Here is a 24,453-nt window from a genome sequence, read left to right on the forward strand (position 1 = left end):
CGCTCACCTACCTTGCAGCAGCTCGGTGATCTCGGGCCGGGGATCGTGCCCGGCCATCGCCTCGGCGTACGCCTGCAGTGCTTCGCGCGCCTTGTCGTCCAGTTTGGCGGGAATCGCCGCCTGGAGGGTGACGAGCAGGTCACCCTGCGAACCGTCGCGCTTGGCGATGCCCTTGCCGCGCACGCGCAGCACCCGTCCGCTCGCGGTGCCCGGCGGCACCTTGAGCGAGACTTTGGCTTCCAGCGTCGGCACCGTGATCGTGGTGCCGAGCGTCAGTTCCGTGAAGTCCACCGGCACGGTGATCGTCAGGTCGAGGGCCTTGCGCCCGAACAGCGGGTGCGGGGCCACGTGCACCCGGACGTACAGGTCTCCCGCCTGCGCCCCGCCCCGGCCCGGCTCGCCCTGCCCGGCCAGCCGGATGCGCTGGTCGTCGTCGACGCCCGGCGGGATCCGGACGGTCAGCGTGCGGGTCCGCGTGCTGATGCCCTCGCCGCCGCATTCGGGGCACGGGTCGTCGATGATCGTCCCGCGGCCGCGGCAGTCGCGGCACGGCTCGGAGAACGCGAACGCACCCTGGCTGCGGCTGACCAGCCCCGAACCGGAACAGGTCGAGCAGGTCCGCGGCGACGTGCCCGGCCGGGCACCGTTGCCGCTGCAGGTCGCGCAGGTCGCCGGGCTCGACAGCCGCAGCGGCAGGGTCGCGCCCTTGACCGCCTCGGTGAAGTCGATCCGGACGTCCGTCTCGACGTCGGCACCGCGCTGCGGCCGGTTCGCCGTCGCGCCCGCCGACGCCCGGCCGCGGCCGAAGATCCCGCCGAGGATGTCGCCGAGCCCGCCGAAGCCGCCCTGCTGACCCGCGCCGGCGCCGGCCTGGCCGAAGATGTCGCCCATGTCGAAGCTGCCGCCACCGCCGCCACCGGGGAAGTTGAAGCCACCCCCGCCGCCGAACAGCCGCCGCGCCTCGTCGTACTCCTTGCGCTTGCTCGCGTCGGAGAGCACGCCGTAGGCCTCGGAGACCGCCTTGAACTTCTGCTCCGCCTGCGCGTTGCCGGCGTTCGCGTCCGGGTGGTTCTCCTTGGCCAGCTTCCGGTAGGCCTTCTTGATCTCGTCCGCGGTGGCGTCGGAGGAGACGCCCAGTTCACGGTAGAAATCCTTACCGATCCACTCCCGTGCACTCATCGGGCGTCTCCTCCTCCCACTTGAACCGGATAGTGCTTACTGCTGCTGCTCATCGACTCCGCCGTCGAGTGGCAGCTCGCCACCGACGGACGGGTCCCCCGGGGCCGCACCGGGCTCGTGGTCGGTCACGCCGACCAGCGCCGCCCGCAGTACGCGGTCCCCGAAGCGGTACCCGCGGCGCATGACCACGGTGACCGTCGGGCCCGCCACGTCCGGCGAGGTGTTGTGCTGCACGGCCTCGTGCACGCTCGGGTCGAAGGGCTCGCCCTCGGCGCCGAACGACTCGAGGCCCGCGCGCTGCAGGCCGCTGATCAGCTTGTCGCCGACCGCCTTGAACGCGCCGGTGAGGTCACCGTGCTGCTCGGCCCGCTCGAGGTCGTCGAGCAGCGGCAGCAGGTCGTTCACCACGGTCGCCTTCGCGCCGATCACGACCGCCTCGCGGTCGCGCTCGACCCGCTTGCGGTAGTTGGCGTACTCGGCCTGCAGGCGCTGGAGGTCGGCGGTGCGCTCGGCCAGCTCCTTCTCCACGTCGGAGACGACCGACACCGAGTCGTCCACGATGGTCTCGCCGAGCGAGGGGCCCGCGTGCTCCACGGGCGCCTCCTCCGGCTCCGGCGCGGCGTGGGCCGGACCGGGCGGGCGGACCTGCCCGGTCTGGGGGTCCACCCGGCGCCGGTCCCGCACGACCACCGGCTCCTCGGGGCCTCGGCCCTGGTTCTCGGATTCGTCGTAGCTGTGGGTCACTTCTTCTCGTCCTCTTCGACGATCTCGGCGTCCACCACGTCATCGGCCTTGGCCTGGCCGCCGGCCGCACCGGCGTCCCCGGCCGCACCCGCACCGGCACCGGCGCCACCGGCCGCACCGGCCGCCGCGTCGGCGTTCGCGTTGGCGTACAGGGCGGTGCCCAGCTCCTGCGAAGCGGTGTTCAGCTTCTCGATCGCTTCGCGGATCTTGTTCGAGTCCGTGCCCTTCAGCGACTCGTTGGCCTCGTCGATCGCGGACTTGACCTTGCCCTTGAGCTCCTCGGGCAGCTTGTCGTCGTTGTCCTTGACGAACTTCTCGGTCTGGTAGACCAGCGTCTCCGCCTGGTTGCGGGTCTCCGCTTCCTCGCGGCGCTTCTTGTCTTCCTCGGCGTGGGCCTCGGCGTCCTTGACCATGCGCTCGATGTCGTCCTTCGGCAGCGCGGAGCCACCGGTGATCGTCATCGACTGTTCCTTGTTCGTGCCCAGGTCCTTCGCGGTCACGTGCACGATGCCGTTGGCGTCGATGTCGAAGGTGACCTCGATCTGCGGCACGCCACGCGGGGCGGGCGGGAGACCGGTCAGCTCGAACATGCCGAGCTTCTTGTTGTGCGCGGCGATCTCGCGCTCACCCTGGAACACCTGGATCTGCACCGACGGCTGGTTGTCGTCCGCGGTGGAGAAGATCTCCGAGCGCTTGGTCGGGATCGTGGTGTTGCGCTCGATGAGCTTGGTGAAGACGCCACCCTTGGTCTCGATGCCGAGCGACAGCGGCGTGACGTCCAGCAGCAGGACGTCCTTGACTTCGCCCTTCAGCACACCGGCTTGCAGCGCCGCGCCGACCGCGACGACCTCGTCCGGGTTCACGCCCTTGTTCGGCTCGCGGCCGCCGGTCAGCTCCTTGACCAGGTCCGACACGGCCGGCATGCGGGTGGAACCACCGACGAGCACGACGTGGTCGATGTCGCCGACGGCGATGCCCGCGTCCCGGATGACGTTGTTGAACGGGTTGCGGGTGCGCTCGAGCAGGTCCGCGGTGATCTTCTGGAACTCGGCGCGCGAGAGCTGCTCGTCGAGGAACAGCGGGTTCTTGTCCGCGTCCACGGTGATGTACGGCAGGTTGATGCCGGCGGAGTTCGAGCTGGACAGCTCGATCTTCGCCTTCTCCGCCGCCTCGCGGATGCGCTGCAGCGCCATCTTGTCCTTGGTCAGGTCGATGCCGTTCGTGGCCTTGAACTTGTCGACCAGCCACTTGACGATGCGCTCGTCCCAGTCGTCACCACCGAGGTGGTTGTCACCGGAGGTGGCGCGGACCTCGACGACGCCCTCGCCGATCTCCAGCAGCGAGACGTCGAAGGTGCCACCACCGAGGTCGAAGACCAGGATGGTCTGCTCCTTCTCGCCCTTGTCCAGGCCGTACGCCAGCGCGGCGGCGGTCGGCTCGTTGACGATGCGGAGCACGTTCAGGCCGGCGATCTGCCCGGCTTCCTTGGTGGCCTGCCGCTGGGCGTCCTCGAAGTACGCCGGCACGGTGATGACCGCGTCGGTGATCGTCTCGCCCAGGTACGCCTCGGCGTCGCGCTTCAGCTTCATCAGCACGCGCGCGCTGATTTCCTGGGAGGTGTAGTTCTTCCCGTCGATCTCGGTCTTCCAGTCGGTGCCGATGTGCCGCTTCACGGACCGGATCGTCCGGTCGACGTTCGTGACGGCCTGGTTCTTCGCCGGCTGGCCGGTCAGCACTTCACCGTTCTTGGCGAAGGCGACGATCGAAGGGGTGGTCCGGGAGCCTTCCGAGTTGGCGATGACCGTCGGCTCGCCGCCCTCAAGGACGGCGACGACCGAGTTGGTCGTGCCGAGGTCGATGCCGACCGCTCGCGCCATGGTGGTTCCTCCTGTGTACGGCTGCTATGTTCGTGACCTGCACGTTCGCCCTCGCCTTGAGCGAGGTCCTGGCAAGTTCTATCGGGCCTTCGCGCACCCCGTCAAGCCGGACTTGAGTCGACTGCGCTCAACCTCTGTACCCAGCCTAACGAGGCGATCCGGGTTCTTGTTCCCGGGTCCGGTAGCCGAGCGCCCCCAATGTGCTGTGACGCCGCTCACCGGCCGGTTCGGCTCACCGGCAGACCGCTCCGCGGCCGGGGACGACCCCGTTCACCAGGTACGCCACCTCGGCCGCCCGGGTGCAGGGGGAGTTGAACAGGCCCGTGTGGCCGTCGTCGGTGCGGGTGAGCAGGGCCGCGCCGTCGATGCTCGCCGCCAGTCCGCGGGCCCAGACCAGCGGGGTCGCCGGGTCGTGTGCGCCGCCGACCACCAGGATCGGCGGGGCGCCGTGGACCGGATGCGGCTGAGGTGGGTTCTTCGCCGGGACCGGCCAGCCCGTGCACCCGGCGGCGAAGTCCCAGTACTCCGAGTACCGCCAGCTGTGCGGCGCCGCCGCGCGGAGCAGGCGGGCCATCCAGGCCAGGTCCGCCGGCCTGGTGAACGGCGACGGGAAGTCGTGGCAGCCGATCGCCCGGTAGGCCCCGTAGATCGGGGACAGGAACTGGTTCCGCTCGGTCAGCCCCTTCGCGTCCGGGAACTCGCCCCCGGCCGCGGCCAGGTCCTTGCCCAGCGCCGGCCAGTCGTCCCGGAGGTAGAGGTGGCCGTAGACGCCCGCCGAGACTTCGTCGGCCGTCGCGGACCGGCCCAGTTCGCTCGACCAGATGCCCCCGCGCGCGGCCCTCGCCACGACGTCGTCGTAGAAGCGGAGGACGTCCCGGCCGTGCAGCGCGCAGCCGGCCGAGCCGCGGCACCACTCCGCGAAACGCACCAGCGCGTCCTCGGTGGCCGCGGCTTCCTCGAGGATGGCCTGGTTCATCGGCCGCGCGTGGTCGATCGCGCCGTCGAGCACCATCGAGCGGACCCGGCCGGGGTGCTTCGACGCGTAGACCGCGCCCAGCTCGGTGCCGTAGGAGAGGCCCAGCCACGAAATCTTCGGCTCGCCGAGCGCGATCCGGATCGTCTCGATGTCCTCCGCCGCGCTTTGGGTGTCCGCGTTCGCCAGCAGCGGGCCGGTCCGGGCCAGGCAGTCCGCGCCGGCCTTCCGGTTGTGCGCCACCAGCGCGTCGAACCCGGCCCGCGTCGACGGGAACCGGTCCAGCGCCGGGTCGAACAGCGTTGCCGCGTCGCACGTGATGCGTGGCGTGCTGTACCAGTCGCCGCGCGGGTCGAACCCGACGACGTCGAAGCGCTCGCGCAGCTGCGCGAGGTCCGGCGAGGCCAGCCCGCCGAACTGCACGAACCCGACCCCGGAGCCGCCCGGCCCGCCCGGGTTCACCAGCAGCGACCCGATCCGCCTGTTCGGATCACGCGCGGGCAGGCGGGCCAGCGCCAGCCGCGCCGACCCCAGCTCCGGCCGCGCGCGGTCGATCGGCACGTCGACCGTCGCGCACTCAGCCGACGGCTCCTGCTGCGTGGCGCACGGGCGCCACGAAAGCGCCGACGCTTCGGCGACGGCCGGTACACCCGCCATGATCACGACCGCCGCGATGACCGCGACGACCCGGCGCACGTCCATGATGTGTGTTCCTCCCCTGCACGCCGGCCTTCGGCGTGCTTCCTTCCTAACAGCGGCCACCGACAGTTCAGGAGTGGCGGGCCGTCCAGGAGGAGAGGAAGAAATCCGGTTTTCCTTGCTGCACAACGACTTCGGCCGGGGTGCCAACCCAGGAAGTCACTCGATAGTGGGAATCCGCGGTGACCGGCACCCCCTGCGCCGGCGTTTCCGCGGGCCCGCCCCGCGTAAAGCCGACGGCGCCGAACATCGCCACCGCCCCCAGCAGCGCGGCCACCAGCACGCGCCGTTCGATCCTGCCCATCGGAAATGCCCCCGTAGTAAGTGAAAGTCAGGCCGCGCGGACCGTGACGCTGCCGCTGTCGGTCGTCAGGTCCAGCACGTGCTGGGCCGAGCCGTCGGTCTGGACGCCGATGTCGCGGTGCCCGCTGTCGCTGTCGCCTTGGACGCGGTACGGCCCGTTCGGCACCTTCAAGTCGATGCTGCCGCTGTCGGCGTGCACCTTCACGTCGTTCGCCTGCACCAGCGCGAATTCGACGCTGCCGCTGGAGGACGTCACGTCGACCGGGCCGTGCACGTCGTCGCCGGTGATGCTGCCGGAATCGCTCTGCAGCTGGACCGCGCCGACGTTCCGCAGGTCGATCGAACCACTGTCCACCCGCAGCTTCACCGCGCCCGGGACGTCCTCGACCTTCGCGTGCCCGGAATCGACGTGAACGTCCACAGTCGACATCCCGGCGACGTCCAGCCCGCCGGAGTCGACGTTCCCCGTGACCGGCACCCCCGCCGGCACGACGACCTCGAAGTCGACCTCGCAGTTCGTGCCGCACGAGCCGAGCACCAGCTGGTCGCCTTCGACGCGGTAGAAGGGCCCGTCCGGCTTGTTCCGCCAGTGGTAGCTGACCTCTTCGCGCACCGTCGTCTGCCCCGAGCCGGTGCGGATCTTCACCGCCCCCGAATCGGCCTCGAGCTTCACACTGCGGATGGTTTGCGAAACGGTGCCGGTGTTCTCGTAGTCCGAACCCCAGCCCCACCCGAGCGCGGTCGCCAGGCCGACGCCGATCAGGACGATGCCTCCCAAAGCCAGAAGCGGGCGCGCCATGCTGGTTGGTCCCCTCAGTGGTGTTTCCTCTGCGTGAGAAACGTTATGCCGGGGTGAGCAGGCCGTACATGGGGGTAACCCCCTGAAAGACCCTGAGATCCCTCCCTGAGACGCGGGGGTGGTGCCCGGGGCCTAACCTGGCGCAAGTCTCCAGTTCCGTGATCAGGAGGATCCATGCCGCAAGCACCCGGTCCGTACGAGTCCCTGCCCGACGTGCCGTCGTTCACCCTGCGCAGCAACGACGTCGCCGACGGCGAAACCCTGGCCACGCCCCACTTGTCCGGTATCTTCGGTGCCGGCGGCGAGGACCGTTCGCCGCACCTGGCGTGGGAAGGCTTCCCGGCGGAGACGAAGAGCTTCGCGATCACCTGCTACGACCCGGATGCCCCGACCGGCAGCGGATTCTGGCACTGGGCGGTGTTCAACATCCCGGTTTCGGTGACGGAGCTGGCGTCCGGTGCGGGAGACGGCTCCGGCCTCCCCGAAGGCGCGGTGACGCTGAAGGGCGACGGCGGGGTCAAGCAGTTCCTCGGCGCCGCGCCCCCGCCCGGGCACGGCCCGCACCGCTACTACTTCGCGGTGCACGCCCTCGACCTGGACAAGCTGGAGGTGCCGGAGGACGCGACGCCGGCGTTCCTCGGCTTCAACATGTTCGGGCACACCCTGGCCCGCGCGGTGCTCACGCCGGTGTACGAGAACAAGGGCTGAGTTTTCCGGGACGGGCCCGGCGCTGTTGCGGATCGGCAACGGAGCCGGGCCCGTTTTTGTCGGACCCCGCTGACACACTGCGGTCATGTCACCACCGATAGCGACACCCCGGTCCAGGGCGCTGGGGTTCGGACTGCGGAAAGCGCGGAAGGCGCGCGGGTACGGGCTGCGCGAGCTGGCCCGCGCCACGGACGTGCACGCCGCCGAACTGTCCAATTGGGAGCTCGGCCTGCGGGTGCCCCGGATCGAAGAGGTCGCGCTCCTGCTCGGGCAGCTGCGGGTGCTCGGCACCGAGCGCGACAGGCTGTTCGAGCTGGCCCGCAACGCGCGCGAGCCGAACTGGCTCGAGAAGGAGATGCCCGACGCGCCGTCGATCCTCACGACGCTGGCCGAATACGAGCGCACCGCGGCGACGATCTTCAGCTGGCAGCCGATGGTGGTGCACGGCCTGCTGCAGACGCCGGACTACGCGCGGACGGTGCTGGCCCTCGGCGGCACTCCGGCGCAGCTGATCGAACAGCGGCTGAAGGTGCGGATGATCCGCCAGTCGGCGCTGCGCGAGCACCGCGCGCCGGAATGTTCCATCCTGCTCGGCGAGAGCGCGCTCCGGCAGCCGATCGGCGGCACCGAAACCCTGGTCGAGCAGCTCCGGCACCTTCTTGACGTCCCGAACCGGATCGAGTTGCGGGTGGTTCCGTCCGGCGGCGACTACCACCCCGGACTCAACGGTTCGTTCAGCGTCTTCGAGTACTCGGACCTGCCCGCGATCGTCTTCTTGGACCAGTACCGCGGCAGCGCCTACCTCTACGCTGAGGATCAGGTGGCGGACTACAAGTCCGCCGCGAAGACGATGGCATCCCTGGCGCTGAACGTGGCCGACTCGCGCGCGTTCGTCGAGGGGGTGATCGCCGAACTGGAGGCCTGACATGCACAACTGGCGGAAGTCCAGCTACAGCGGGCCAGAGGCCGAGTGCGTAGAAGTGGCGCTCGCCCCGGTGGTGCGGATCCGTGACACGAAGGACCGCCCGGGCGGAACCCTCGAAATCACCACCCGATCGTGGGACGCCCTCCTCACTGACCTGACGCGGCGCTAGTCGGTGAAGTTCGCCGAGTTGGGCCCTTCGCGCTCCAGGTAGTGCCCCCGGGTGTGCTCGGCGAAGCCGAACTGCCGGTACAGCCCGTGCGCGTCGGCGGTGTGGAGCATCCAGCGGAACTGAGCGCCGGGACCGTTGTCGATCATCTCCCGCACGATCTCCTTGCCGAGACCGCTGCCGCGGGCGGAGTCGACGACGAAGACGTCGGCGAGGTACGCGGACGAGACGCCGTCGGAGAAGGCGCGGGCGAAGCCGACCTGCTCATCGCCGCGGTAGGCGCCGACGACCCGCCACGAGCCGTCGACGGCGGCTTCGACCTGCTCGCGCGTGCGCCAGCGGCCCCAGTAGGCCTCGGTGGAGAGGAACTTCCACAGCACGTCGAGGTCCAGCCGCGTCCGGTCGTCGTCGAGTTCGTAGTCGCCAAAAGTTCGCATGATCCGAAAATAATCGGCACGTCAACGCGGTTTCAGCAGGTAGTCCACCACCGGACGCAGCTCGTCGGCCGACGGCGGCTCGTCGTCGATCAGGCCCTGGATGAGCAGCCCGTCGATGCCCGCGAGGAAGACCCGGAACGCCACTTCGTCGTCGTGGCGGACCATGGACGTCAGGACGTCCAGCCAGCGTCGCGCGGCCGGGCGCAGCTCGGGCTTCCGCGCGGCCAGCAGGTACAGCTCGTACTCCGCCATCGTGCGCCCGCGCCGCGGCCCCAGCGCCTCGGCCAGCAGGCCCGCGACCTCCTCGGCGCCGCGTGAACCGCGGGACCGGGCCCGGTCGATCATCCAGTAGACCTCGGTCGCCATGTCGCGGGCGCACGAGATGAGCGTCGCGACCAGCAGGTCGTCCAGCGACGAGAAGTGGTAGGTCGTGGACGTCGTCGGCACGCCGGCCTCGGCCGCGACGGTCCGGTGGGTGACGCCCGCGACGCCGTCACGCTCGATGATCCGCAACGTGGCCTCGATGAGTTCGGCGCGCCGCTTCTCGCCGCGCACCTTCCGGCCGTCCACTTGCAGCTTCACCATAGGGTGAAAACTACCTGAACGATCGTCCCAAAACAAAGAGCGACGTACACCACATCGGTGGGACTTAGGGCTACTCAACGGGTTACTCATCGGTAGGAAGCATTAGTCTGCCGGCTAACCCACCACGAATCATCCGGACGAAAGGCACCCGAACGATGGGCGCTCTGCAACTGACGCTCGGCGGGATCTCGGTCCTGCTCGGCGTCGTCGCCTGGGGAATGTTCGCCGCGACGATCGCGCGTTTCGTGCGCATCATCCGTCTCGGGCAGCCCGACTCGACCCGCAACGGCCCGTTCTGGCCGCGCATGAAGACGCTGATCAAGGAGTTCGCCGCGCACACGCGGATGAACCGCAAGCGCAGCGTCGGGCCGGCCCACTGGCTGGTCATGTGGGGCTTCCTGCTCGGCTCGCTCGCCCTGTTCGAGGCCTACGGCGAGGTCTTCGTCCCGACGTGGGGCTGGCCGGTCCTCGACGACTTCCCGCCGTTCCAGCTGCTCATGGAGCTGCTCGGGCTCGGCACGATCGTCGGCATCCTGGTGCTGATGGCGATCCGCCAGCGCAACCACCCGCGCCGCGCCGACCGCCAGTCGCGCTTCGCCGGCTCGAGCTTCAAGTGGGCCTACTTCATCGAGGCCGTCGTCCTGATCGAGGGCATCGGCATCATCGGCGTCCGGGCCGCGAAGTCCGCGCTGAACACGCACGAAGGGCCGCTGTGGGCGTCCTTCGTCTCGAACCCGATCGGCCAGCTGCTGCCGGCCAGCCCGAACCTGGTGACGATCTTCGCGTTCGTCAAGCTGATGAGCGCCACCGTCTGGCTGATCGTCGTCGCGCGCACGATGACCATGGGCATCGCGTGGCACCGCTTCAGCGCCTTCTTCAACATCTACTTCAAGCGCGAGGCCGACGGCGGCGTCGCCCTCGGCGCGCTCAAGCCGATGATGAGCGGCGGCAAGGTCCTCGACCTCGAGGAAGCCGACCCCGACGAGGACACCTTCGGCGTCGGCAAGATCGAGGACTTCAGCTGGAAGGGCTGGCTGGACTTCTCCACCTGCACCGAATGCGGCCGCTGCCAGGAGCAGTGCCCCGCGTGGAACACCGGCAAGCCGCTGTCGCCGAAGCTGGTCATCACGCAGCTGCGTGACCACGCCTACGCGAAGGCGCCGTACCTGCTGGCCGGCGGCAAGCGGGACATGGCGGGCGACGAGGTCGGCCTGTCCGGCGACAACATGTACGCGGGCATCGACGTCCTCGCGATCGCCGAATCGCAGAAGACGCTGATCGGCGACGACGGCGGCGTCATCGACCCCGACGTCCTGTGGTCCTGCACCAGCTGCGGTGCCTGCGTCGAGCAGTGCCCGGTCGACATCGAGCACGTCGACCACATCGTCGACATGCGCCGCTACCAGGTGATGATCGAGTCGTCGTTCCCCAGCGAGCTGAACGGCATGTTCAAGAACCTGGAGAACAAGGGCAACCCGTGGGGCCAGAACGCCAAGGACCGGCTGGCCTGGACCGAGGACCTCGACTTCGAGGTGCCCGTCTTCGACGGCGACCTCGGCGACACCGAGTACCTGTTCTGGGTCGGCTGCGCCGGCGCGTTCGAGGACCGCGCGAAGAAGACGACGCGCGCGGTCGCGGAGCTGCTGCACATGGCGGGCGTCAAGTACACCGTGCTCGGTTCGGAGGAGTCCTGCACCGGTGACCCGGCCCGCCGCGCCGGCAACGAGTTCCTGTTCCAGATGCTGGCCCAGCAGAACGTCGAGGTGCTGAACTCGGTGTTCGAGGGTCGTGAGCGCAAGGCCCGCAAGGTCGTCGTGACCTGCGCGCACTGCTTCAACACCCTCGCCAACGAGTACCCGGAGCTGGGCGGCCAGTTCGACGTCGTGCACCACACGCAGCTGCTGAACCGCCTGGTGCGGGAGAAGCAGCTGGTGCCGGTGGCGCCGGTCGCCGAGGACGTCACCTACCACGACCCGTGCTACCTCGGCCGCCACAACAAGGTGTACGAGGCGCCGCGTGAGCTGGTCGGCGCGACCGGCGCGCGGCTGCGCGAGATGCCGCGGCACGGCGACAAGTCGATGTGCTGCGGCGCGGGTGGCGCGCGGATGTGGATGGAAGAGAAGATCGGCAAGCGGATCAACGTCGAGCGCGTCGACGAGGCGCTGGGCACCGCGCCGTCGAAGATCGCCACCGGCTGCCCGTTCTGCAAGGTGATGCTGAACGACGGCCTCACCGCGCGGCAGAGCGACGGCAGCGCGAGCGAGAAGGTCGAGATCGTGGACGTCGCCCAGATGCTGCTGGAGGCGGTCAAGCGCAAGCCGGAACCGAAGCCGGTGGCGTTCGGAGCGCCGTCACTCGCGGAGGAGTGACACAGTTCCCGAGAACGCGCGGCCCCGGTCAGAAGTCCTGACCGGGGCCGTTTTCTTGATCGTAAACATTGGCCACTTCGTAGCCATTCCGCTACCCGTTGTCACAACTTTGTCCTGCCCAGCAGGCTCGCTAGCTGGGGCTTTGCTTCGGTAATCGTTTTCTTGAAAAATGTTCATGATAATCACCGAAATGGCCCATCAGATTGAGGAGAAACGACGGCCTGAACCCTGGACAAGCGGCGTATCCTGGCCTTTCCTCGCCGCCGCCGTTGCCAGCGAGGGCACCTTTGACGATCACGGAAACAGGGGGCGGCACGGATGGCCGAGGACCGGCGGACCACTACGACCGGCCGACACGCTCTCAACCCCCTCCCCGACGGCTACCGGCCCGCTTCGGACTACGTGCCCATCCAGCGCACCCTCGTGCGCCCGTACGTCCTCACGCGCGGCCGGACCCAGTCGCGGCGGCACCTCGCGATCGAAGCGATGGTCTCGACGCGGGCGGAGGCGCACTGGGACGGCGCCAGGCTGACCGGGGAGATCCGCTCGGTGCGCTCGCTGTGCCTGCACCCGCGTTCGGTCGCCGAGGTCGCGGCCACGCTGAGCGTGCCGCTCGGCGTCGCGCGCGTCCTGCTGGACGACATGGCCGAGCAGGGCCTGGTCACCATCCACGACAGCCGGACCTCCGCTGACGGCCGTCCCGCGATAGCGCTCATGGAACGCGTTCTGCACGGCCTGCGACGCCTCTGAGCACTACGCTCACAACGGTGAGTGAGCAATCCGGAAACTCCGGCGGCGAAAGCACCCTGACCGTCCTGCTCGCCGGCGGGGTGAACCTGGCGATCGCCGTGATGAAGCTGGTCGCGGGCATCATCACCGGCTCCGGCGCGATGCTGTCCGAAGCGGCGCACTCGGTGGCCGACACGATCACCGAAGTCCTGCTGCTGACGGCCTTGAAGCGCTCGGGACGCCCAGCCGACCGCGTACACCCCTTCGGCTACGGCAAGGAGCGGTACTTCTGGTCGCTGCTCGCGGCCGTCTCGATCTTCGCCTCGGGGGCGATGTTCGCGCTCTACGAGGGCGTTTCGACGCTGTTCGGGCACGGCGAGGCGCAGAGCACGTCGGTGCTCAGCTACATCGTCCTCGCCGTGGCGTTCGTGCTCGAAAGCACGTCGTGGCTGCAGGCCGTGCGGCAGGTCGTCCGGGAGTCGAAGGCCGCGAACCGCTCGCTGTGGACCTACCTGCGGCTCATCGACGACCCGACGCCGAAGACCGTGCTGTTCGAGGACTCGGCCGCGCTGGTCGGGCTGCTGCTCGCGTTCGGCGGCATCGGCCTGCACCAGCTCACCGGCTCGGAGGTCTGGGACGGCGTCGCGTCGATCGCCATCGGCCTGCTGCTCGCCTGCGTCGCCTACCTGCTCGGCCGCACCAACCGCGGCCTGCTCGTCGGGCGCCAGGCCGACCCGACGCTGGTCCGCGGCGTCCGCGACCACCTGGACAACGCGCCGGAGATCGAGGTCGTCGTGGACCTGCAGACCATGCTGATGGGTACCGACCAGGTGCTGGTCTGCACGCGCGTGGACTTCGACGACTCGCTCGGCGCCGCGGACCTCGAACGCGCGTGCGTCCGGCTCGCGACAGAGCTGACGGAGACGTTCAACGACGTCACCGAGGTGTTCATCGAACCGGTGCCGCGGTCGGATCCGGAGCTGCGGGCGACGGTGCTGGCGCGCTACGGCGACATCGCCGAGCGGTGGAGCAAGAGCCAGTAGGGGCTTCAGCAGGGCTTTCAGCAGGACCTCAGTAGCCGAAGTTCTGGACCCAGTACCAGCCCGCGGTGGTGACGCCGACGCCGATCTTCTTGAGCGTGCAGTTCAGGATGTTGGCGCGGTGGCCCTCGGAGTTCATCCAGGACTCCATCACCTGCGCCGCGGACGTCTGCCCGCGCGCGATGTTCTCCGCGCCCGGCTTCGGGTAACCGGCGTTCTTGATGCGCTGGTCGAACGTGGTGCCGTCGGGGCTGGTGTGGGAGAAGAATTTCTCGGCCGACATCTGGTCGCTGTAGTCCTGCGCGGCCTTCGTGATGTGCGGTTCCTCGGCCAGCGGAGCACAGCCGGCCTTGGCCCGCTCGTCGTTGACCAGCGTGATGACCTGCGCGGCGGCCGACGGGGCAACGCGGGCCGCGGCTTTGGTGCTCGGCGGCGGAGCTTCGGACGTCGTCGCGGGCGGGGGCGCGGACGTTTCGGTCGGCGTGGGGGCCGTGCTGGACGTCGCGGGAGCAGCGGAGGTCGTGGGCGCGGCAGGCTGACCGGGGGTGGTGGTCTGGACCTGACCGCCGGCGAGGTCGGTTCCGCTGCCGCTGCCGGCACCGGCGGGCGCGTTGGGCAGGACCAGCGCCGCGGCGCCGAGCTCGGCGGTGTTTCCTTCCGCGGTGGCCATCCAGGTGCCGGCCGCGGCGGAAAAAACGCCGAGCAGCACACTGAGTGACACGATCACCACGTGAGTACGTTCACCAATGGGGGACACGGCGCAGGAACGTATCACGGAACAATTACAGCGAGAACCCTGCGAACGCAGTGGTCACATTTCCCATCGGTGACAGGCACGGATTTCGAGGCAATCGGGCGCTTCCTCGTTACTCCATTCAGCCCATTCTGACGACGAACGCTGCTTCGTCTGTCGCGATCACCGGACGCCGGGTCGGATCCTGACCGGTAGCCGTTGCTTTACCCGTGAAGCCAACTTTGCCCGCGATCGTTGTGCAGATGTACGAGATTTCGGCGTCCACGGCCAGCTCTCCCGCGGTGCGTGCGCACGACGGCGTGTGGTCGTCGACGACTCCGACGTCGACGAGCGGGACGTCGCCGGTGTTCTTGACCAGGATCGAAAAGGTGACGGTGTCGCCCTCCCGGACTTCGTAGGGGGCCGCATCTTTCATGACGGCGATCCCGGGGTGGACGACGTCGACTTTTGCGTCACCGGCCGATTGCACGGTGCGACCAGTCGGATCAATTCCGGTGATCTCGACGGCTTGCCCGAAGTCGTCGGCGGGCGCTTTGCGGGTACAGGTGTAGGTCTTCACCGTTCCGGCGGCCAGCGCGCCGAACCCGGTGGCGCACGTCGTCCGCTTGGCCGCACCTTCGGCCACGTCTTTGTCCACAACGGACACTGCGGTCAGTGCGACGTCACCGGTGTTCTGCGCGGTGATGGTGAAGGTGACTTCGTCGCCGGCGCGGACCGTCGTGGGCGTCGCGTCGGCGGTGATCTTCACGGCCGGGTGGATGACGTCGATCTCGTCGACGTCTCCGGCGCCGACCGGTGGGCCGACCGGGGCGGCCGCCGTCGCCTTCACAGCGCGGACGACGTCGTCGGCGGGGGCCGTCGTGGCGCAGTCGAACTGTTGCTTGGCACCGGCTTCGAGCTGGTCGAAGGCCTTGCCGCAGGACGGCTCACCCTGGACGTTCACGGCGGTCAGCGGGACGTCGCCGGTGTTGGCGACGGTGATGGTGGAGGTGACGGCGTCGCCGGGGCGGAAGGGGCCGCCGTGGACGTCCTGGGTGAGCTGGAGGGCCGGGTGCAGGACGGTGTAGCCCGCATCGTCGGTCGCGCTGACCTGGCGTTTCGTCGGATCGGTGCCTGTTGTGGTGGCGGAGCTCACGAAATTGTCGGTGCCGGCGTCTACCTTGCAGGAGTGGCGCTGATGGGCGCCGGGAAGGAGGGTGCCGATGGACCGAGCGCACGCCGGAGTCCGGCTGTCCACAAGGGACACGTCGGTCAGCGGGACATCGCCGGTGTTCGCGACGACCAGGGTGAACGTGACGGTGTCGCCTTGTCGCACTCGTGCGGGTGAGGCGTCGTCGGTGAGGCTGATCGCGGGATGGATGACGTCGACGCCGGCCGAGGCGGAGGCGGTCACCGGCCGATTCGTGGCATCGGTACCGGTGACTTTCGCGGCGGCGGTGAAGTCGGTGTCACCGGCGGTTTGGGTGCAGCGGTAGGTGTGCTTCTCCTCCGGTTCGAGCCGGCCGAGGGATTTGGCGCAGTCCGCGGCGAGCGGGTCGGCGACGGTGACGTCCTGCAGCGCGCTGTCACCGGAGTTGGTGACGGTGATGGTCGAGGTCACGGTGTCTTTGTCGCGCACGACGGAGGGATCGACGGTCCGGACGATCGCAACGGCGGGATGAATGACATCGACGGCGGCTTCGGCCGAGGCGGCGACGTCGGGCCCAACCGGCGGAGTGGCGACAACCCGGACACCGCGGGTGACATCGTCGGCCGGGGCGGTGATGGTGCAGGCGAAGTCCCGGGTGGCGCCGGGTTCGAGCGTGCCATCGACAGCCTGGGCGCACCCGGCGGCCGGTGACTGGGTGGGTGGTGCGGTGGGTGCGCCGTTGCCGGACTGGGCCGCGGCTCGCCCGCCGGTGGTCGGCATCTCGGCGACCTGCCCGCCGGCACCCGGCTGAGCCGCGGCCTGCCCGGCGAACGCGCGCGCCCCCGGGGCCTGCGCGTCCGGGACCTGCGCGTCCGCGACTCGGAGGCCGGTCAGCGGCACGTCACCGGTGTTGCGCACCGTGATCCGGAAGGGCACCTTGTCGCCCTCGCGGAACGGGCCGCCCGTTGCCTGGGCCGTGAGCGCGACCGCGGGGTGCTGGACCGCGAACGCTCCCTCGGCGGCCGCCGTCACCGGGCGGGTGGTCGGGTCGGTGGCCGTCAGCGTCGGCTTGTTGGCGAAGCCCGTCGCGCCCGCGAGCGTCGTGCACGTGTACTCCTGCTGTGCCTGCGGCTGGAGCGTGCCGAGCCGCTTCGGGCACGTCGGGACCTGGTCGTCCGCGATCGTGACCTCGGTGAGCGGTACGTCGCCCGTGTTGGCCGCGGTGATCGTCCACGTCACCGTGTCGCCCTCGCGGACCTGGGCCGGTGTCGCGCGCACGGCCAGCCTGGCCGCCGGGTGGATCACGTCCACCGCCGCGTCGTCGGTGACCTTCACCGCGCGGCCGAGCTGGTCCTTGCCGGTGGCCGTGGCCGTGGTGGCGAAGTCGTCCGCCGGGGCCGGGGCGGTGCACGTGTAGGTGACCGTCGTGCCCGGGGCCAGTGCGCCGATCGCCTTGGCGCATGCCGGGACGTCGTCGGTCACGCCGACCTCGGTCAGCGGGGCGTCGCCGGCGTTGGCGACCGTCGTCGTGAACGTGATCGGGTCGCCGGCGCGCGCGATGCCCGGGGTGGCGTTCTTCGTGAGCGTCAGCGCCGGCGTGATCACCGTGACCGTGGCCGACGCGGTGGCCGTCACGGGCCGGCCGGCCAGGTCGGTGCCGGTCGCCGTCACCTGGGACGTCGCCGTCCGGGACGGGTTCGCCGTGCACGTGTGCGTCTGCGTCGCGCCCGCGGCCAGGCCGGCGAAGGTGTGCGCGCACGCCGTCGTCGTGTCGTCGGTGAGCTTCACCGGGGTCAGCGGGCTGTCGCCGGTGTTGCGCACCACGACCGTCCAGGTGACGGTGTCCCCCGCGTGGATCACCGGCGGGTCCGCGGTCTTGGTGACCTCGACCGCGGGCGCGATCGTCGGCGCGGGCGCGTCGGCGGTGGCCGTGACCTGCTTGCCCAGCTCGTCGGTGCCCACCGCGGTCGCCGTGTTGACGCCGTCGGCGATCGGCGCCTTCGCGGTGCACGTCGTCGTGCGGCTTTCGGCCGGCGCGAGCGCTCCGGTGAGCGCGCACGAAGGTGTCTTCGGGTCGGCGACCTGGAGGCCGGACAGCCCCGTGTCACCGGTGTTCGTGACCTTGATCGTGAAGGTCGCGACGTCGCCGGCGCGGTACGCGGGCCGGTCGGCCGTCTTCGTCAGGCCCAGTGCCGGGTGCAGGACGTCGACGGGCGCGCTCGCGACGCCGTCGAGGGCGTCGCCGAGCGCGCTCGTGCCGGTCGCCTTCGCGGTGTTCGCGAAGTCGTCGGGCGGCGCGGTTCCGGTGCACGGGTAGCTGACCGTCTGGTGCGGGGCGAGCGTGCCGAGCGGTTTGGCGCAGCCCGGGACGGCCGGGGCGGCGACCTCGACACCGGACGCCGCGACGTCGCCCGGGTTGGTCACGGCGACGGCGAACGTCACCGGCTCGCCCGCGTGCACTTTCGGCTGGGTCGCGCGCACGGCGATCTGGAGTTCGGGCACCGGCACCGAAAACGCGAGGTTCTGCGCCAGGATCGCGTCGCCGCTGGTGACGATGCCGAGCTTCGCGCTCGTCGCGCCGGCGGGGATGCTGTCGACGTTGAACGCCTTCGCGTCGACGCTGAAGTTGTTCTTGGCGCCCGGTGCCGCGGCGTTGTCGGCGTTGGAGATGAAGAAGTTCGACGTCCCGCCGGTCGCGGGCTCGGCGGCCGGAGTGCCGTCGACCAGGAACTGGTCGCCGGACGCACCCCAGTCGCCGTCGTACGCCGTGACGCCGAGGTGCGCGTCGGCGGCCGCCGCGCGGAAGCCGGTGATCGTCGTCTCGGCCGCCGGGGCGCCGGCGGTCTGCCGGACGTGGCCGTCGTAGACGACCACCTTGCGCTTGTTCGGCGCGTAGTCCGCGTTGCGCTCCGGGTAGGCGTAGACGAGCGCCACGGACCAGCCGCCGACGCAGTCGAAACCCTTGGGCGCCCAGACGTTCCCGACCGTCACGTCGAAAACCGACGGAACCTTCGCGAACCGGCTGGTCACGTCGGCGTGTGCCGAGTAATAACCGCCGTCTTCCGCGTACCCGGAAGGCGCGACGTCCACGGATGGCGCGCTGCCGACGGAAAGCCGGACGTTCTGCTTCGCGGGCGTCCCGGGTGGCGCGACCGCCGACGGGCCGCAGGTGGTGCTCCCGGCCCAGTTCAACCGGGCGAACACGACGTGGGCCCCGGGCGGGACGCCCACCGATGCGCTCGCCGAGTCGAACGTGCCCGGGTCGGCGTCGACGTCGGCCCACTGCATGAAGAACGCGTCGTTGGCCAGGGTGTCCTTGCGGTCGGCGGTGTTCGCGCACGCCGACGGCGTGGCGACCGTGCCACTGGCCGGCGCGCCGTCGGCGGCGACCGGGCAGCGCAGGACGCCGTTGCCCGCGTAGACGAAGTCGCCGTAGACCACGCCGTGGTAGCCGACCTCGAACGGTGGCGCGGCGGCCGCGCTCGCCGCCGGCACGAAGGCCGCGGCCAGGAAGACCAGTACCAGCACGAAAATCGGGCAACGCGATCTTTCGGGCAAGGGCACTCCTCGCCACCTCCGGGGCCGAGACGACCTTGGGAGCGTGGCACGAGACCCGGTTTTACGCCCCCAAACTCACTCGTTCGTGGAACCGGGGCCGGAGCCGGAGCCGGAGCCGGTCAGCTTCGCCGTCGAATCGTGGGTGAGGGCGGTGGCGGCCTGGACGAACCCGATCACCGTCCGGAGTTCGTCGTCGGTGTAGCGGTCGCAGAGCTCGTACATGCCCTTGACCAGGTCGTCCCACAGGTGCACGCCGCTCGCGATGGACCGCATGTCCAGCGCGATGAGGACCTTGCGCCGGTCGTCCGGGTGCGGTTCGCGGTTGACGACGCCCTTGCGTTCCAGCCGATCGATCATCGCCGTCACCGACGCCGGCGCGAGCCCTGACAGCCGCGCGAGGTCCTTCGGCGTCTGCGCGCCGAACCGCGCTAGGTAGTCCAGGACCTTGCCCTCCACCGCCGACAGCCCCCGGGTCTCGGAGATCGCGGTGTGGAACATGACCGTCTCCGTCGACAGCTCCCGGGACCTGAGCAGGACTTCTTCGACGAGTTTCGTGCGCTCGCTTGACACGGCGATCAGCCTAGCCCACTGTTTAGTTCGACAGAACGAATTAGTTTCTAAGATATTCGATGGGACGAACGACATGACACGGGCACTGATCATCGGCGGCGGCGTCGCGGGCACGATCACGGCCATCGCCCTGCACGAGGCCGGCCACGAGCCGCTGCTGTTCGAGGCGTACGACCGCGGCGCCGAAGGCGTCGGCGCGTTCCTGACGCTGGCCGTCAACGGCTTGGACGCGCTGCTCCCGCTGGGCCTCAAGGACGTGGTCCGGAGCGCGGGCTTCGACTCGCCGCGGATGTCGATCGGGCTCGGCAACGGCTCGCGGCTCGCCGAATTCCCCCTGGGCGACGCCCTCCCGGACGGCACGGTGAGCCAGACCGTCCTCCGCTCCGACCTCTACGTCGCGTTGCGCGACGAGGCCGCGCGGCGCGGCATCCGCGTCGGGTACGGCAAGCGCCTGATCGGCGCGAGCCAAACGAACACGCACGTCAGAGCGAACTTCGCCGACGGCTCGCAGGCCGACGGCGACCTCCTGATCGGCGCCGACGGCCTCCGCTCCCGGGTCCGCACGATCATCGACCCGGACGCGCCATCACCGCGGTACGTCCCCTTGCTGAACACCGGCGGGTTCGCCGAAGGCCTGGACCTGCCCGACGAGCCGGGCGTACTGAACATGGTGTTCGGCAGGCGCGTGTTCTTCTGCCACGTCGTCAGCACGGACGGCCGCGTCTGGTGGTTCGCGAACCCCGCCCGCAGAACCGAGCCGACCGCTTCCGAACTGGCTGCGCTCGCCGGGGAGAAGCTCCGCAGCGAGCTCCTGCACCTGGTGGCCCGCGACCGGACGCCGGCGGCCGAGATCATCCGCGCCACGCGGGAGATCTACCCGGCCTGGCCGACGTACGACTTCCCGACGGTCCCGGTCTGGCACCGCGGCCGCATGGTGATCATCGGCGACGCGGCGCACGCGACCTCGCCGGCGGCGGGACAGGGCGCCTCGATGGCCATCGAAGACGCCGTCACGCTGGGCAAATGCTTTCGCGACGTGCCGGACGTCGAGCGCGCGCTGACCACCTACGAGAGTTTGCGGCGCGGGCGCGTCGAAGCGGTGGTCGCGGCCGGCAAGCGAAACGGCGACCAGAAGGTGATCGGCCCGGTCGGGCGGGCGGTCCGCGACTTCTTCATCAAGCGGGCGTTCTCGAAGCCGTTCGACGAGGACCCGAACGCATTCATGTGGAACCACCACATCGACTGGGACGAGAAGGTCGCGGTTTAGCGCCCGAGGTACTTTTCCCCGCCGAGGGCGAATCCACTACCGCCAGGTGTCGACGCGGTGGAAGTTCTTGTACGCCCGGCTCGGGGTCGGGCCGCGCTGCCCCTGGTAGCGGGATCCGGCCTCACTCGAGCCGTACGGGTGCTCGGCCGAGCTCGACAGCCGGAAGATGCACAGCTGGCCGATCTTCATGCCGGGCCAGAGGGTGATCGGCAGGTTGGCGACGTTCGACAGCTCCAGCGTGATGTGCCCGGAGAAGCCGGGGTCGATGAACCCGGCGGTCGAGTGCGTGAGCAGCCCGAGGCGGCCGAGCGACGACTTGCCCTCGAGGCGGCCGGCCAGGTCGTCGGCCAGGGTGACGAGCTCGAACGTCGAGCCGAGCACGAACTCGCCGGGGTGCAGCACGAAGGGCTCTTCACCCTCCTTCTCGACCATCGACGTCAGCTCGTCCTGCTGCAGCTGCGGGTCGATGTGGGTGTACTTGCTGTTGTCGAAGACGCGGAAGAACCGGTCGAGCCGGACGTCGATGCTGGACGGCTGGACCATGCCGGCATCGAAGGGGTCGATGCCGAGCCGGCCGGCGTCGAGCTCTTTGCGGAGGTCACGGTCACTGAGCAGCACGGCCGAAGCCTATCCGGTGGGCTCAGGCGGCCCGCATGTGCTGCGCGTAGGTCGTGTCGGGAGCGAAGATCTTCTCGAGCCGCTTCACGTACCCGCGGCGGCCGGCCTGGCCGATCCGTTCCTGCAGCGCGGTGGCCCCGGGGATGAACCGCCGCACGGTCTCGGCGGCGAAGTTGACCCCCGCGACGGCGACGATCGCGGCCTGCGCGACGGGGTCGTCCGGCAGGCCGAGGAAGTCGGCGTTGGTCTTCCCGAGCACGAGCCGGCTGATCGACGAGTGCACGGCGACAGAGACGTGCGACAGCACCTTCCCGACCGCCCCGCGCCCCTCACCGACGGCGGCGTTGGCCTCGATCAGCGCCTTGGCGAGCCGCTTCGAGTCGTCGTCCGGGATGAATTCGGTGGCGGCGAGCAGCCAGAGCAGCCGCCAGGCGTCCTCTTCACCGGCGGGCAACAGCTCGTCGTCGACGCCCATGAGCCAGCCGATGTAGCGCCAGAGGTGCAGGATGTCGCCGCGCTCGCGGGCGGAGTAGCGGAGGCCGAGCAGCTGCGTGCCGAAGACGTAGACGAGCGAGAAGAGCAGCAGGGTTCCGGCGGTCTGCACCTGGTTGACGGGCCGGTCCCAGGCCGCGTAGTCCCAGTCGTCGCGCCGGTTCATGGCGGCGCGCACGTGGGCGTGCACGAGCCGGATCCGCAGCGCGGAGGCGTACCCCCGGGCACCGTGCTTGAGGGCACCGGGCGTGGTGACGTCGATCCACCAGGCGGCGGTCTCGACGAGCCGCCTGGTGGCCTTGTATTCGATCTCACCGGTGCCGACCAGCGATTTCGTGGCGCGCGAGGCGAGGTAGCCGCCCATCAGCGACATGTCACCGAGCGGGAAGAGCCCCAGCAGCCCAGCCCGCGTGATGGCTTTCGCACCGCGCTCGAGCCGCTCGTCATCGACCCAGTACGGCTTGGCGTCAACCTGGTCGAAGAAGTCCTTGAGCGGCCCAGGCGCTTGGGCACCACCGTTGAGCGCGTCCTCGAAGAGCTTCCGCCCGTGCCCCTTGGGCTGCTGCGCCATCCAGGCGACAACGTCGTCCGCGAGCCGGTCCTGCACCTGGGCGAACTCCCGCAGCCGCGCGACCTGGCGTTCGTCGCCCCGGATGTCACCCTCGATGAACAGCCGCTGAGCCAGCCGGAACCCGCCTTGCCGGAACAGCTCGGGCTCGTCCATGACGCTCACCTCCGGAGTCGACAACAAGTGTTGTCACATGACGCACGCGAGTCAAGGAGGGAGGGCGCTGGACAAGGGGATCACCGTGGCGTGTATGCTGGCAACGCACTGCGGATGTAGTTCAATGGTAGAACATCAGCTTCCCAAGCTGAATACGCGGGTTCGATTCCCGTCATCCGCTCTCATCGAAACCCCGGGCGCTTTGTCCGGGGTTTTCGCTTTCTATTCTGGCTCGCAAATGCGTCACGTGGGCCGCGGGCAAGCCGGTTTCCTCCGCACGCTCCAACGCCCCGAGAGCCGACTCAGAACCCAAGCGGTGCAACAACTCCGCCCGCGATGCGTGCCACCACGGGTACTCCGTCAACTCCGGCAACGCGTCCACCAGCGCCAATGCCTCGGCCGGGCCGTCCCGTTCCGCTACCGCCGCCGCGCGGTTCAACCGGACCACTGGCGTGTCCTGGACCGTCAACAGCACGTCGTACCAGGAAATCACCGCGTTCCAGTTCGTCTCTTCATAAGACGGCGCGAGGTCGTGGCATGCCGCGATGGCCGCCTGGATCACGTATGCGTTCGGCGTCGACGGCGTCCGGCGCAGTCCCCGGCCGACCAGCTCGACGCCTTCCTTGACCAACGCCGCGTCCCACAGCGAACGGTCCTGCGCGGAGAGCAACACCGGGGAGCCGTCCGGTCGGAACCGCGCGGGGCGGCGGGCGTCCTGCAGCAACACCAAGGCCAGCAGCCCCAGTGCCGTCGGCTCGTCCGGCATGAGGGACGCCAGCAACCGGGCCAAGCGGACGCCTTCCGCAAGAAGAGAAACCCGACCCGTGTAGCCCTCGTTGAAGATCAGGTACACCGTCGACGCCACGCCGGCCAAACGGGCAGGGAGTTCCTCCGCCGCAGGCACTCGGTACGGGATACGAGCCGTAGCGATCTTCTGCTTCGCGCGCGTCAGCCGCTTCGCCATCGTCGCTTCCGGCACCAGCAGGCCCCGGGCGACCTCCGCGGTCGACAAACCGCCCAATGTCCGAAGCGCCAAAGCCACCTGGGCGTCCAGGGACAACGCCGGGTGGCAACACGTGAACACCAGCCGCAGCAGGTCGTCGCGGACCGAGACCGGGTCCGGGCACGGGTCGATCGCGGGCATCGCCACGGCCTCCTTCCCGAGCCGCTTCGCCTCGCGGCGGAGCACATCCACCGCGCGGTGGCGGGCCGCGACCAGCAGCCAGCCACGCGGGTTGGCGGGGACGCCGTCGCGCGGCCACGTCTCCAGCGCGCGCACGACGGCGTCCTGGACCGCGTCTTCGGCCAGGTCGACGCTGCCGGTGACGCGGACCAGCGTGGCCAGTACCCGGGTGCCCTCGTCCCGGACCAGCCGCGCGACCGCGTCCCCGGCGCCGGTCACTTGCCGAAGTCGACGACCGGCCGGACCTCGATCGCGCCGTCCCAGGCGCCCGGGATCCGGGCCGCCACCTTGACCGCCTCGTCGAGGTCGGCGCATTCGAGCAGGTAGAAGCCGGTCAGAGCTTCCTTCGTCTCCGCGTACGGGCCGTCGCTGGTGACGATGTCGCCGCCCTTGCCGCCGGTGACGCGGACCGTCGTCGCGGTCGCCGTCGGGTACAGCGCCGCGCCGCCGCGGATCACCGCGGCCGCCCCCGCGCCGAACTCGTCGTAGTCCTTCATCATGTCCGTGGCCTCGGGCGTGGTCGGGTCGATGTCGGTGGCGTAGATGATCGCGGCGTACTTGGGCATGAGGTACTCCTCGCGGGTGCTGACCGGCGCCGATCGCCGGTTCTCACTGTAAGGACGAA

Annotated in this window: 22 protein-coding genes and 1 tRNA gene; 8 read left to right on the top strand and 15 right to left on the bottom strand. The window is 69.8% G+C overall.

Features of this window, described 5'->3' with window-relative positions; all coding sequences use genetic code 11:
* Positions 1 to 3 precede the first annotated feature (3 nt).
* From dnaJ to ACLJQE_RS03910, 6 genes are all read right to left on the bottom strand, one after another.
* Complete coding sequence (dnaJ, locus tag ACLJQE_RS03885; RefSeq protein ID WP_410637527.1) at positions 4 to 1,179, bottom strand: molecular chaperone DnaJ; 1,176 nt, start codon at positions 1,177 to 1,179, stop codon at positions 4 to 6.
* Positions 1,180 to 1,215: 36 nt separating this feature from the next.
* Positions 1,216 to 1,923, bottom strand: a complete 708-nt coding sequence (grpE, locus tag ACLJQE_RS03890; RefSeq protein WP_410637528.1) for a nucleotide exchange factor GrpE — start codon at positions 1,921 to 1,923, stop codon at positions 1,216 to 1,218.
* Positions 1,920 to 3,800: a molecular chaperone DnaK gene (gene dnaK, locus ACLJQE_RS03895; protein WP_410637529.1), complete on the bottom strand. Its 1,881-nt coding sequence runs from the start codon at positions 3,798 to 3,800 to the stop codon at positions 1,920 to 1,922. The genes grpE and dnaK overlap by 4 nt, the downstream gene beginning before the upstream one ends.
* 232 nt (positions 3,801 to 4,032) lie before the next feature.
* Positions 4,033 to 5,475 (bottom strand): alpha/beta hydrolase, encoded by a 1,443-nt coding sequence (locus ACLJQE_RS03900; RefSeq protein ID WP_410637530.1) that lies wholly within the window; start codon positions 5,473 to 5,475, stop codon positions 4,033 to 4,035.
* A gap of 67 nt (positions 5,476 to 5,542) precedes the next feature.
* On the bottom strand, positions 5,543 to 5,776 hold the full coding sequence (locus ACLJQE_RS03905; RefSeq protein WP_410637532.1) for a hypothetical protein: 234 nt from the start codon (positions 5,774 to 5,776) through the stop codon (positions 5,543 to 5,545).
* A gap of 27 nt (positions 5,777 to 5,803) precedes the next feature.
* Complete coding sequence (locus ACLJQE_RS03910) at positions 5,804 to 6,574, bottom strand: DUF4097 family beta strand repeat-containing protein (protein ID WP_410637533.1); 771 nt, start codon at positions 6,572 to 6,574, stop codon at positions 5,804 to 5,806.
* Positions 6,575 to 6,748: 174 nt separating this feature from the next.
* Between ACLJQE_RS03910 and ACLJQE_RS03915 the strand changes: the two genes are divergently transcribed.
* The 3 genes from ACLJQE_RS03915 to ACLJQE_RS03925 all read left to right on the top strand — a co-directional run bounded on the left by ACLJQE_RS03915 (position 6,749) and on the right by ACLJQE_RS03925 (position 8,376).
* On the top strand, positions 6,749 to 7,282 hold the full coding sequence (locus tag ACLJQE_RS03915; RefSeq protein WP_410637535.1) for a YbhB/YbcL family Raf kinase inhibitor-like protein: 534 nt from the start codon (positions 6,749 to 6,751) through the stop codon (positions 7,280 to 7,282).
* An 85-nt stretch (positions 7,283 to 7,367) separates the two neighbouring features.
* Positions 7,368 to 8,207: a helix-turn-helix domain-containing protein gene (locus ACLJQE_RS03920; protein ID WP_410637536.1), complete on the top strand. Its 840-nt coding sequence runs from the start codon at positions 7,368 to 7,370 to the stop codon at positions 8,205 to 8,207.
* Between the two features lies 1 nt (position 8,208).
* Positions 8,209 to 8,376, top strand: coding sequence for a DUF397 domain-containing protein (locus ACLJQE_RS03925; RefSeq protein ID WP_410637537.1), 168 nt, complete (start codon positions 8,209 to 8,211; stop codon positions 8,374 to 8,376).
* Here the strand turns inward: ACLJQE_RS03925 and ACLJQE_RS03930 are convergent.
* Both ACLJQE_RS03930 and ACLJQE_RS03935 read right to left on the bottom strand, forming a co-directional pair.
* A complete protein-coding gene (locus ACLJQE_RS03930) occupies positions 8,373 to 8,810 on the bottom strand; it encodes a GNAT family N-acetyltransferase (RefSeq protein ID WP_410637538.1) in 438 nt (145 codons plus the stop codon). The genes ACLJQE_RS03925 and ACLJQE_RS03930 overlap by 4 nt on opposite strands.
* A gap of 21 nt (positions 8,811 to 8,831) precedes the next feature.
* Positions 8,832 to 9,392 (bottom strand): TetR/AcrR family transcriptional regulator, encoded by a 561-nt coding sequence (locus ACLJQE_RS03935; protein WP_410638308.1) that lies wholly within the window; start codon positions 9,390 to 9,392, stop codon positions 8,832 to 8,834.
* A gap of 158 nt (positions 9,393 to 9,550) precedes the next feature.
* On the opposite strand from ACLJQE_RS03935, the gene ACLJQE_RS03940 reads away from it, so the two are divergent.
* The 3 genes from ACLJQE_RS03940 to ACLJQE_RS03950 all read left to right on the top strand — a co-directional run bounded on the left by ACLJQE_RS03940 (position 9,551) and on the right by ACLJQE_RS03950 (position 13,536).
* On the top strand, positions 9,551 to 11,764 hold the full coding sequence (locus ACLJQE_RS03940) for a (Fe-S)-binding protein (RefSeq protein WP_410637539.1): 2,214 nt from the start codon (positions 9,551 to 9,553) through the stop codon (positions 11,762 to 11,764).
* Between the two features lie 318 nt (positions 11,765 to 12,082).
* The gene (locus ACLJQE_RS03945; protein WP_410637540.1) at positions 12,083 to 12,514 is read left to right on the top strand and encodes a DUF742 domain-containing protein; all 432 of its coding nucleotides are present in this window, start codon (positions 12,083 to 12,085) and stop codon (positions 12,512 to 12,514) included.
* A gap of 17 nt (positions 12,515 to 12,531) precedes the next feature.
* Positions 12,532 to 13,536 (top strand): cation diffusion facilitator family transporter, encoded by a 1,005-nt coding sequence (locus ACLJQE_RS03950; RefSeq protein WP_410637541.1) that lies wholly within the window; start codon positions 12,532 to 12,534, stop codon positions 13,534 to 13,536.
* A gap of 28 nt (positions 13,537 to 13,564) precedes the next feature.
* Here the strand turns inward: ACLJQE_RS03950 and ACLJQE_RS03955 are convergent, their stop codons facing one another.
* The 3 genes from ACLJQE_RS03955 to ACLJQE_RS03965 all read right to left on the bottom strand — a co-directional run bounded on the left by ACLJQE_RS03955 (position 13,565) and on the right by ACLJQE_RS03965 (position 19,544).
* Positions 13,565 to 14,263 carry a CAP domain-containing protein gene (locus ACLJQE_RS03955; RefSeq protein WP_410637543.1) on the bottom strand — a complete coding sequence of 233 codons (699 nt, stop codon included), beginning with the start codon at positions 14,261 to 14,263 and terminating at the stop codon, positions 13,565 to 13,567.
* Between the two features lie 145 nt (positions 14,264 to 14,408).
* Complete coding sequence (locus ACLJQE_RS03960) at positions 14,409 to 18,944, bottom strand: hypothetical protein (RefSeq protein WP_410638309.1); 4,536 nt, start codon at positions 18,942 to 18,944, stop codon at positions 14,409 to 14,411.
* Between the two features lie 105 nt (positions 18,945 to 19,049).
* Entirely contained in the window at positions 19,050 to 19,544 is a 495-nt protein-coding gene (locus ACLJQE_RS03965; RefSeq protein WP_410637544.1) for a MarR family transcriptional regulator, read from the bottom strand.
* A gap of 73 nt (positions 19,545 to 19,617) precedes the next feature.
* Here ACLJQE_RS03965 and ACLJQE_RS03970 point away from each other — a divergent pair, with 73 nt between their 5' ends.
* A complete protein-coding gene (locus ACLJQE_RS03970; RefSeq protein ID WP_410637546.1) occupies positions 19,618 to 20,811 on the top strand; it encodes an FAD-dependent oxidoreductase in 1,194 nt (397 codons plus the stop codon).
* A gap of 36 nt (positions 20,812 to 20,847) precedes the next feature.
* On the opposite strand, the gene dcd is transcribed toward ACLJQE_RS03970, so the two are convergent.
* Together dcd and ACLJQE_RS03980 are read right to left on the bottom strand one after the other, a co-directional pair.
* Positions 20,848 to 21,429, bottom strand: a complete 582-nt coding sequence (gene dcd, locus ACLJQE_RS03975; protein WP_410637547.1) for a dCTP deaminase — start codon at positions 21,427 to 21,429, stop codon at positions 20,848 to 20,850.
* A 22-nt stretch (positions 21,430 to 21,451) separates the two neighbouring features.
* On the bottom strand, positions 21,452 to 22,645 hold the full coding sequence (locus tag ACLJQE_RS03980; RefSeq protein ID WP_410637548.1) for an oxygenase MpaB family protein: 1,194 nt from the start codon (positions 22,643 to 22,645) through the stop codon (positions 21,452 to 21,454).
* Between the two features lie 110 nt (positions 22,646 to 22,755).
* Here ACLJQE_RS03980 and ACLJQE_RS03985 point away from each other — a divergent pair.
* Positions 22,756 to 22,826 (top strand) — tRNA-Gly (locus tag ACLJQE_RS03985).
* On the opposite strand, the gene ACLJQE_RS03990 is transcribed toward ACLJQE_RS03985, so the two are convergent.
* Both ACLJQE_RS03990 and ACLJQE_RS03995 read right to left on the bottom strand, forming a co-directional pair.
* The gene (locus ACLJQE_RS03990; protein WP_410637549.1) at positions 22,818 to 24,047 is read right to left on the bottom strand and encodes an RNA polymerase sigma factor; all 1,230 of its coding nucleotides are present in this window, start codon (positions 24,045 to 24,047) and stop codon (positions 22,818 to 22,820) included. The genes ACLJQE_RS03985 and ACLJQE_RS03990 overlap by 9 nt on opposite strands.
* Positions 24,044 to 24,394 carry a YciI family protein gene (locus ACLJQE_RS03995; protein WP_043787244.1) on the bottom strand — a complete coding sequence of 117 codons (351 nt, stop codon included), beginning with the start codon at positions 24,392 to 24,394 and terminating at the stop codon, positions 24,044 to 24,046. Before ACLJQE_RS03995 ends, ACLJQE_RS03990 begins: the two co-directional genes overlap by 4 nt.
* Between the last annotated feature and the right edge of the window lie 59 nt (positions 24,395 to 24,453).

This window comes from Amycolatopsis sp. lyj-346, from assembly GCF_046548975.1.
Taxonomy (GTDB): Bacteria; Actinomycetota; Actinomycetes; order Mycobacteriales; family Pseudonocardiaceae; genus Amycolatopsis.

What these genes read in the sequence shown, in the direction of transcription:
- dnaJ (WP_410637527.1), bottom strand. Translation starts at nt 1,179, where the DNA reads ATGAGTGCACGGGAGTGGATCGGTAAGGATTTCTACCGTGAACTGGGC.
- dnaK (WP_410637529.1), bottom strand. Translation starts at nt 3,800, where the DNA reads ATGGCGCGAGCGGTCGGCATCGACCTCGGCACGACCAACTCGGTCGTC.
- ACLJQE_RS03900 (WP_410637530.1), bottom strand. Translation starts at nt 5,475, where the DNA reads ATGGACGTGCGCCGGGTCGTCGCGGTCATCGCGGCGGTCGTGATCATG.
- ACLJQE_RS03905 (WP_410637532.1), bottom strand. Translation starts at nt 5,776, where the DNA reads ATGGGCAGGATCGAACGGCGCGTGCTGGTGGCCGCGCTGCTGGGGGCG.
- ACLJQE_RS03910 (WP_410637533.1), bottom strand. Translation starts at nt 6,574, where the DNA reads ATGGCGCGCCCGCTTCTGGCTTTGGGAGGCATCGTCCTGATCGGCGTC.
- ACLJQE_RS03915 (WP_410637535.1), top strand. Translation starts at nt 6,749, where the DNA reads ATGCCGCAAGCACCCGGTCCGTACGAGTCCCTGCCCGACGTGCCGTCG.
- ACLJQE_RS03920 (WP_410637536.1), top strand. Translation starts at nt 7,368, where the DNA reads ATGTCACCACCGATAGCGACACCCCGGTCCAGGGCGCTGGGGTTCGGA.
- ACLJQE_RS03925 (WP_410637537.1), top strand. Translation starts at nt 8,209, where the DNA reads ATGCACAACTGGCGGAAGTCCAGCTACAGCGGGCCAGAGGCCGAGTGC.
- ACLJQE_RS03930 (WP_410637538.1), bottom strand. Translation starts at nt 8,810, where the DNA reads ATGCGAACTTTTGGCGACTACGAACTCGACGACGACCGGACGCGGCTG.
- ACLJQE_RS03940 (WP_410637539.1), top strand. Translation starts at nt 9,551, where the DNA reads ATGGGCGCTCTGCAACTGACGCTCGGCGGGATCTCGGTCCTGCTCGGC.
- ACLJQE_RS03945 (WP_410637540.1), top strand. Translation starts at nt 12,083, where the DNA reads ATGGCCGAGGACCGGCGGACCACTACGACCGGCCGACACGCTCTCAAC.
- ACLJQE_RS03970 (WP_410637546.1), top strand. Translation starts at nt 19,618, where the DNA reads ATGACACGGGCACTGATCATCGGCGGCGGCGTCGCGGGCACGATCACG.
- ACLJQE_RS03980 (WP_410637548.1), bottom strand. Translation starts at nt 22,645, where the DNA reads ATGGACGAGCCCGAGCTGTTCCGGCAAGGCGGGTTCCGGCTGGCTCAG.
- ACLJQE_RS03995 (WP_043787244.1), bottom strand. Translation starts at nt 24,394, where the DNA reads ATGCCCAAGTACGCCGCGATCATCTACGCCACCGACATCGACCCGACC.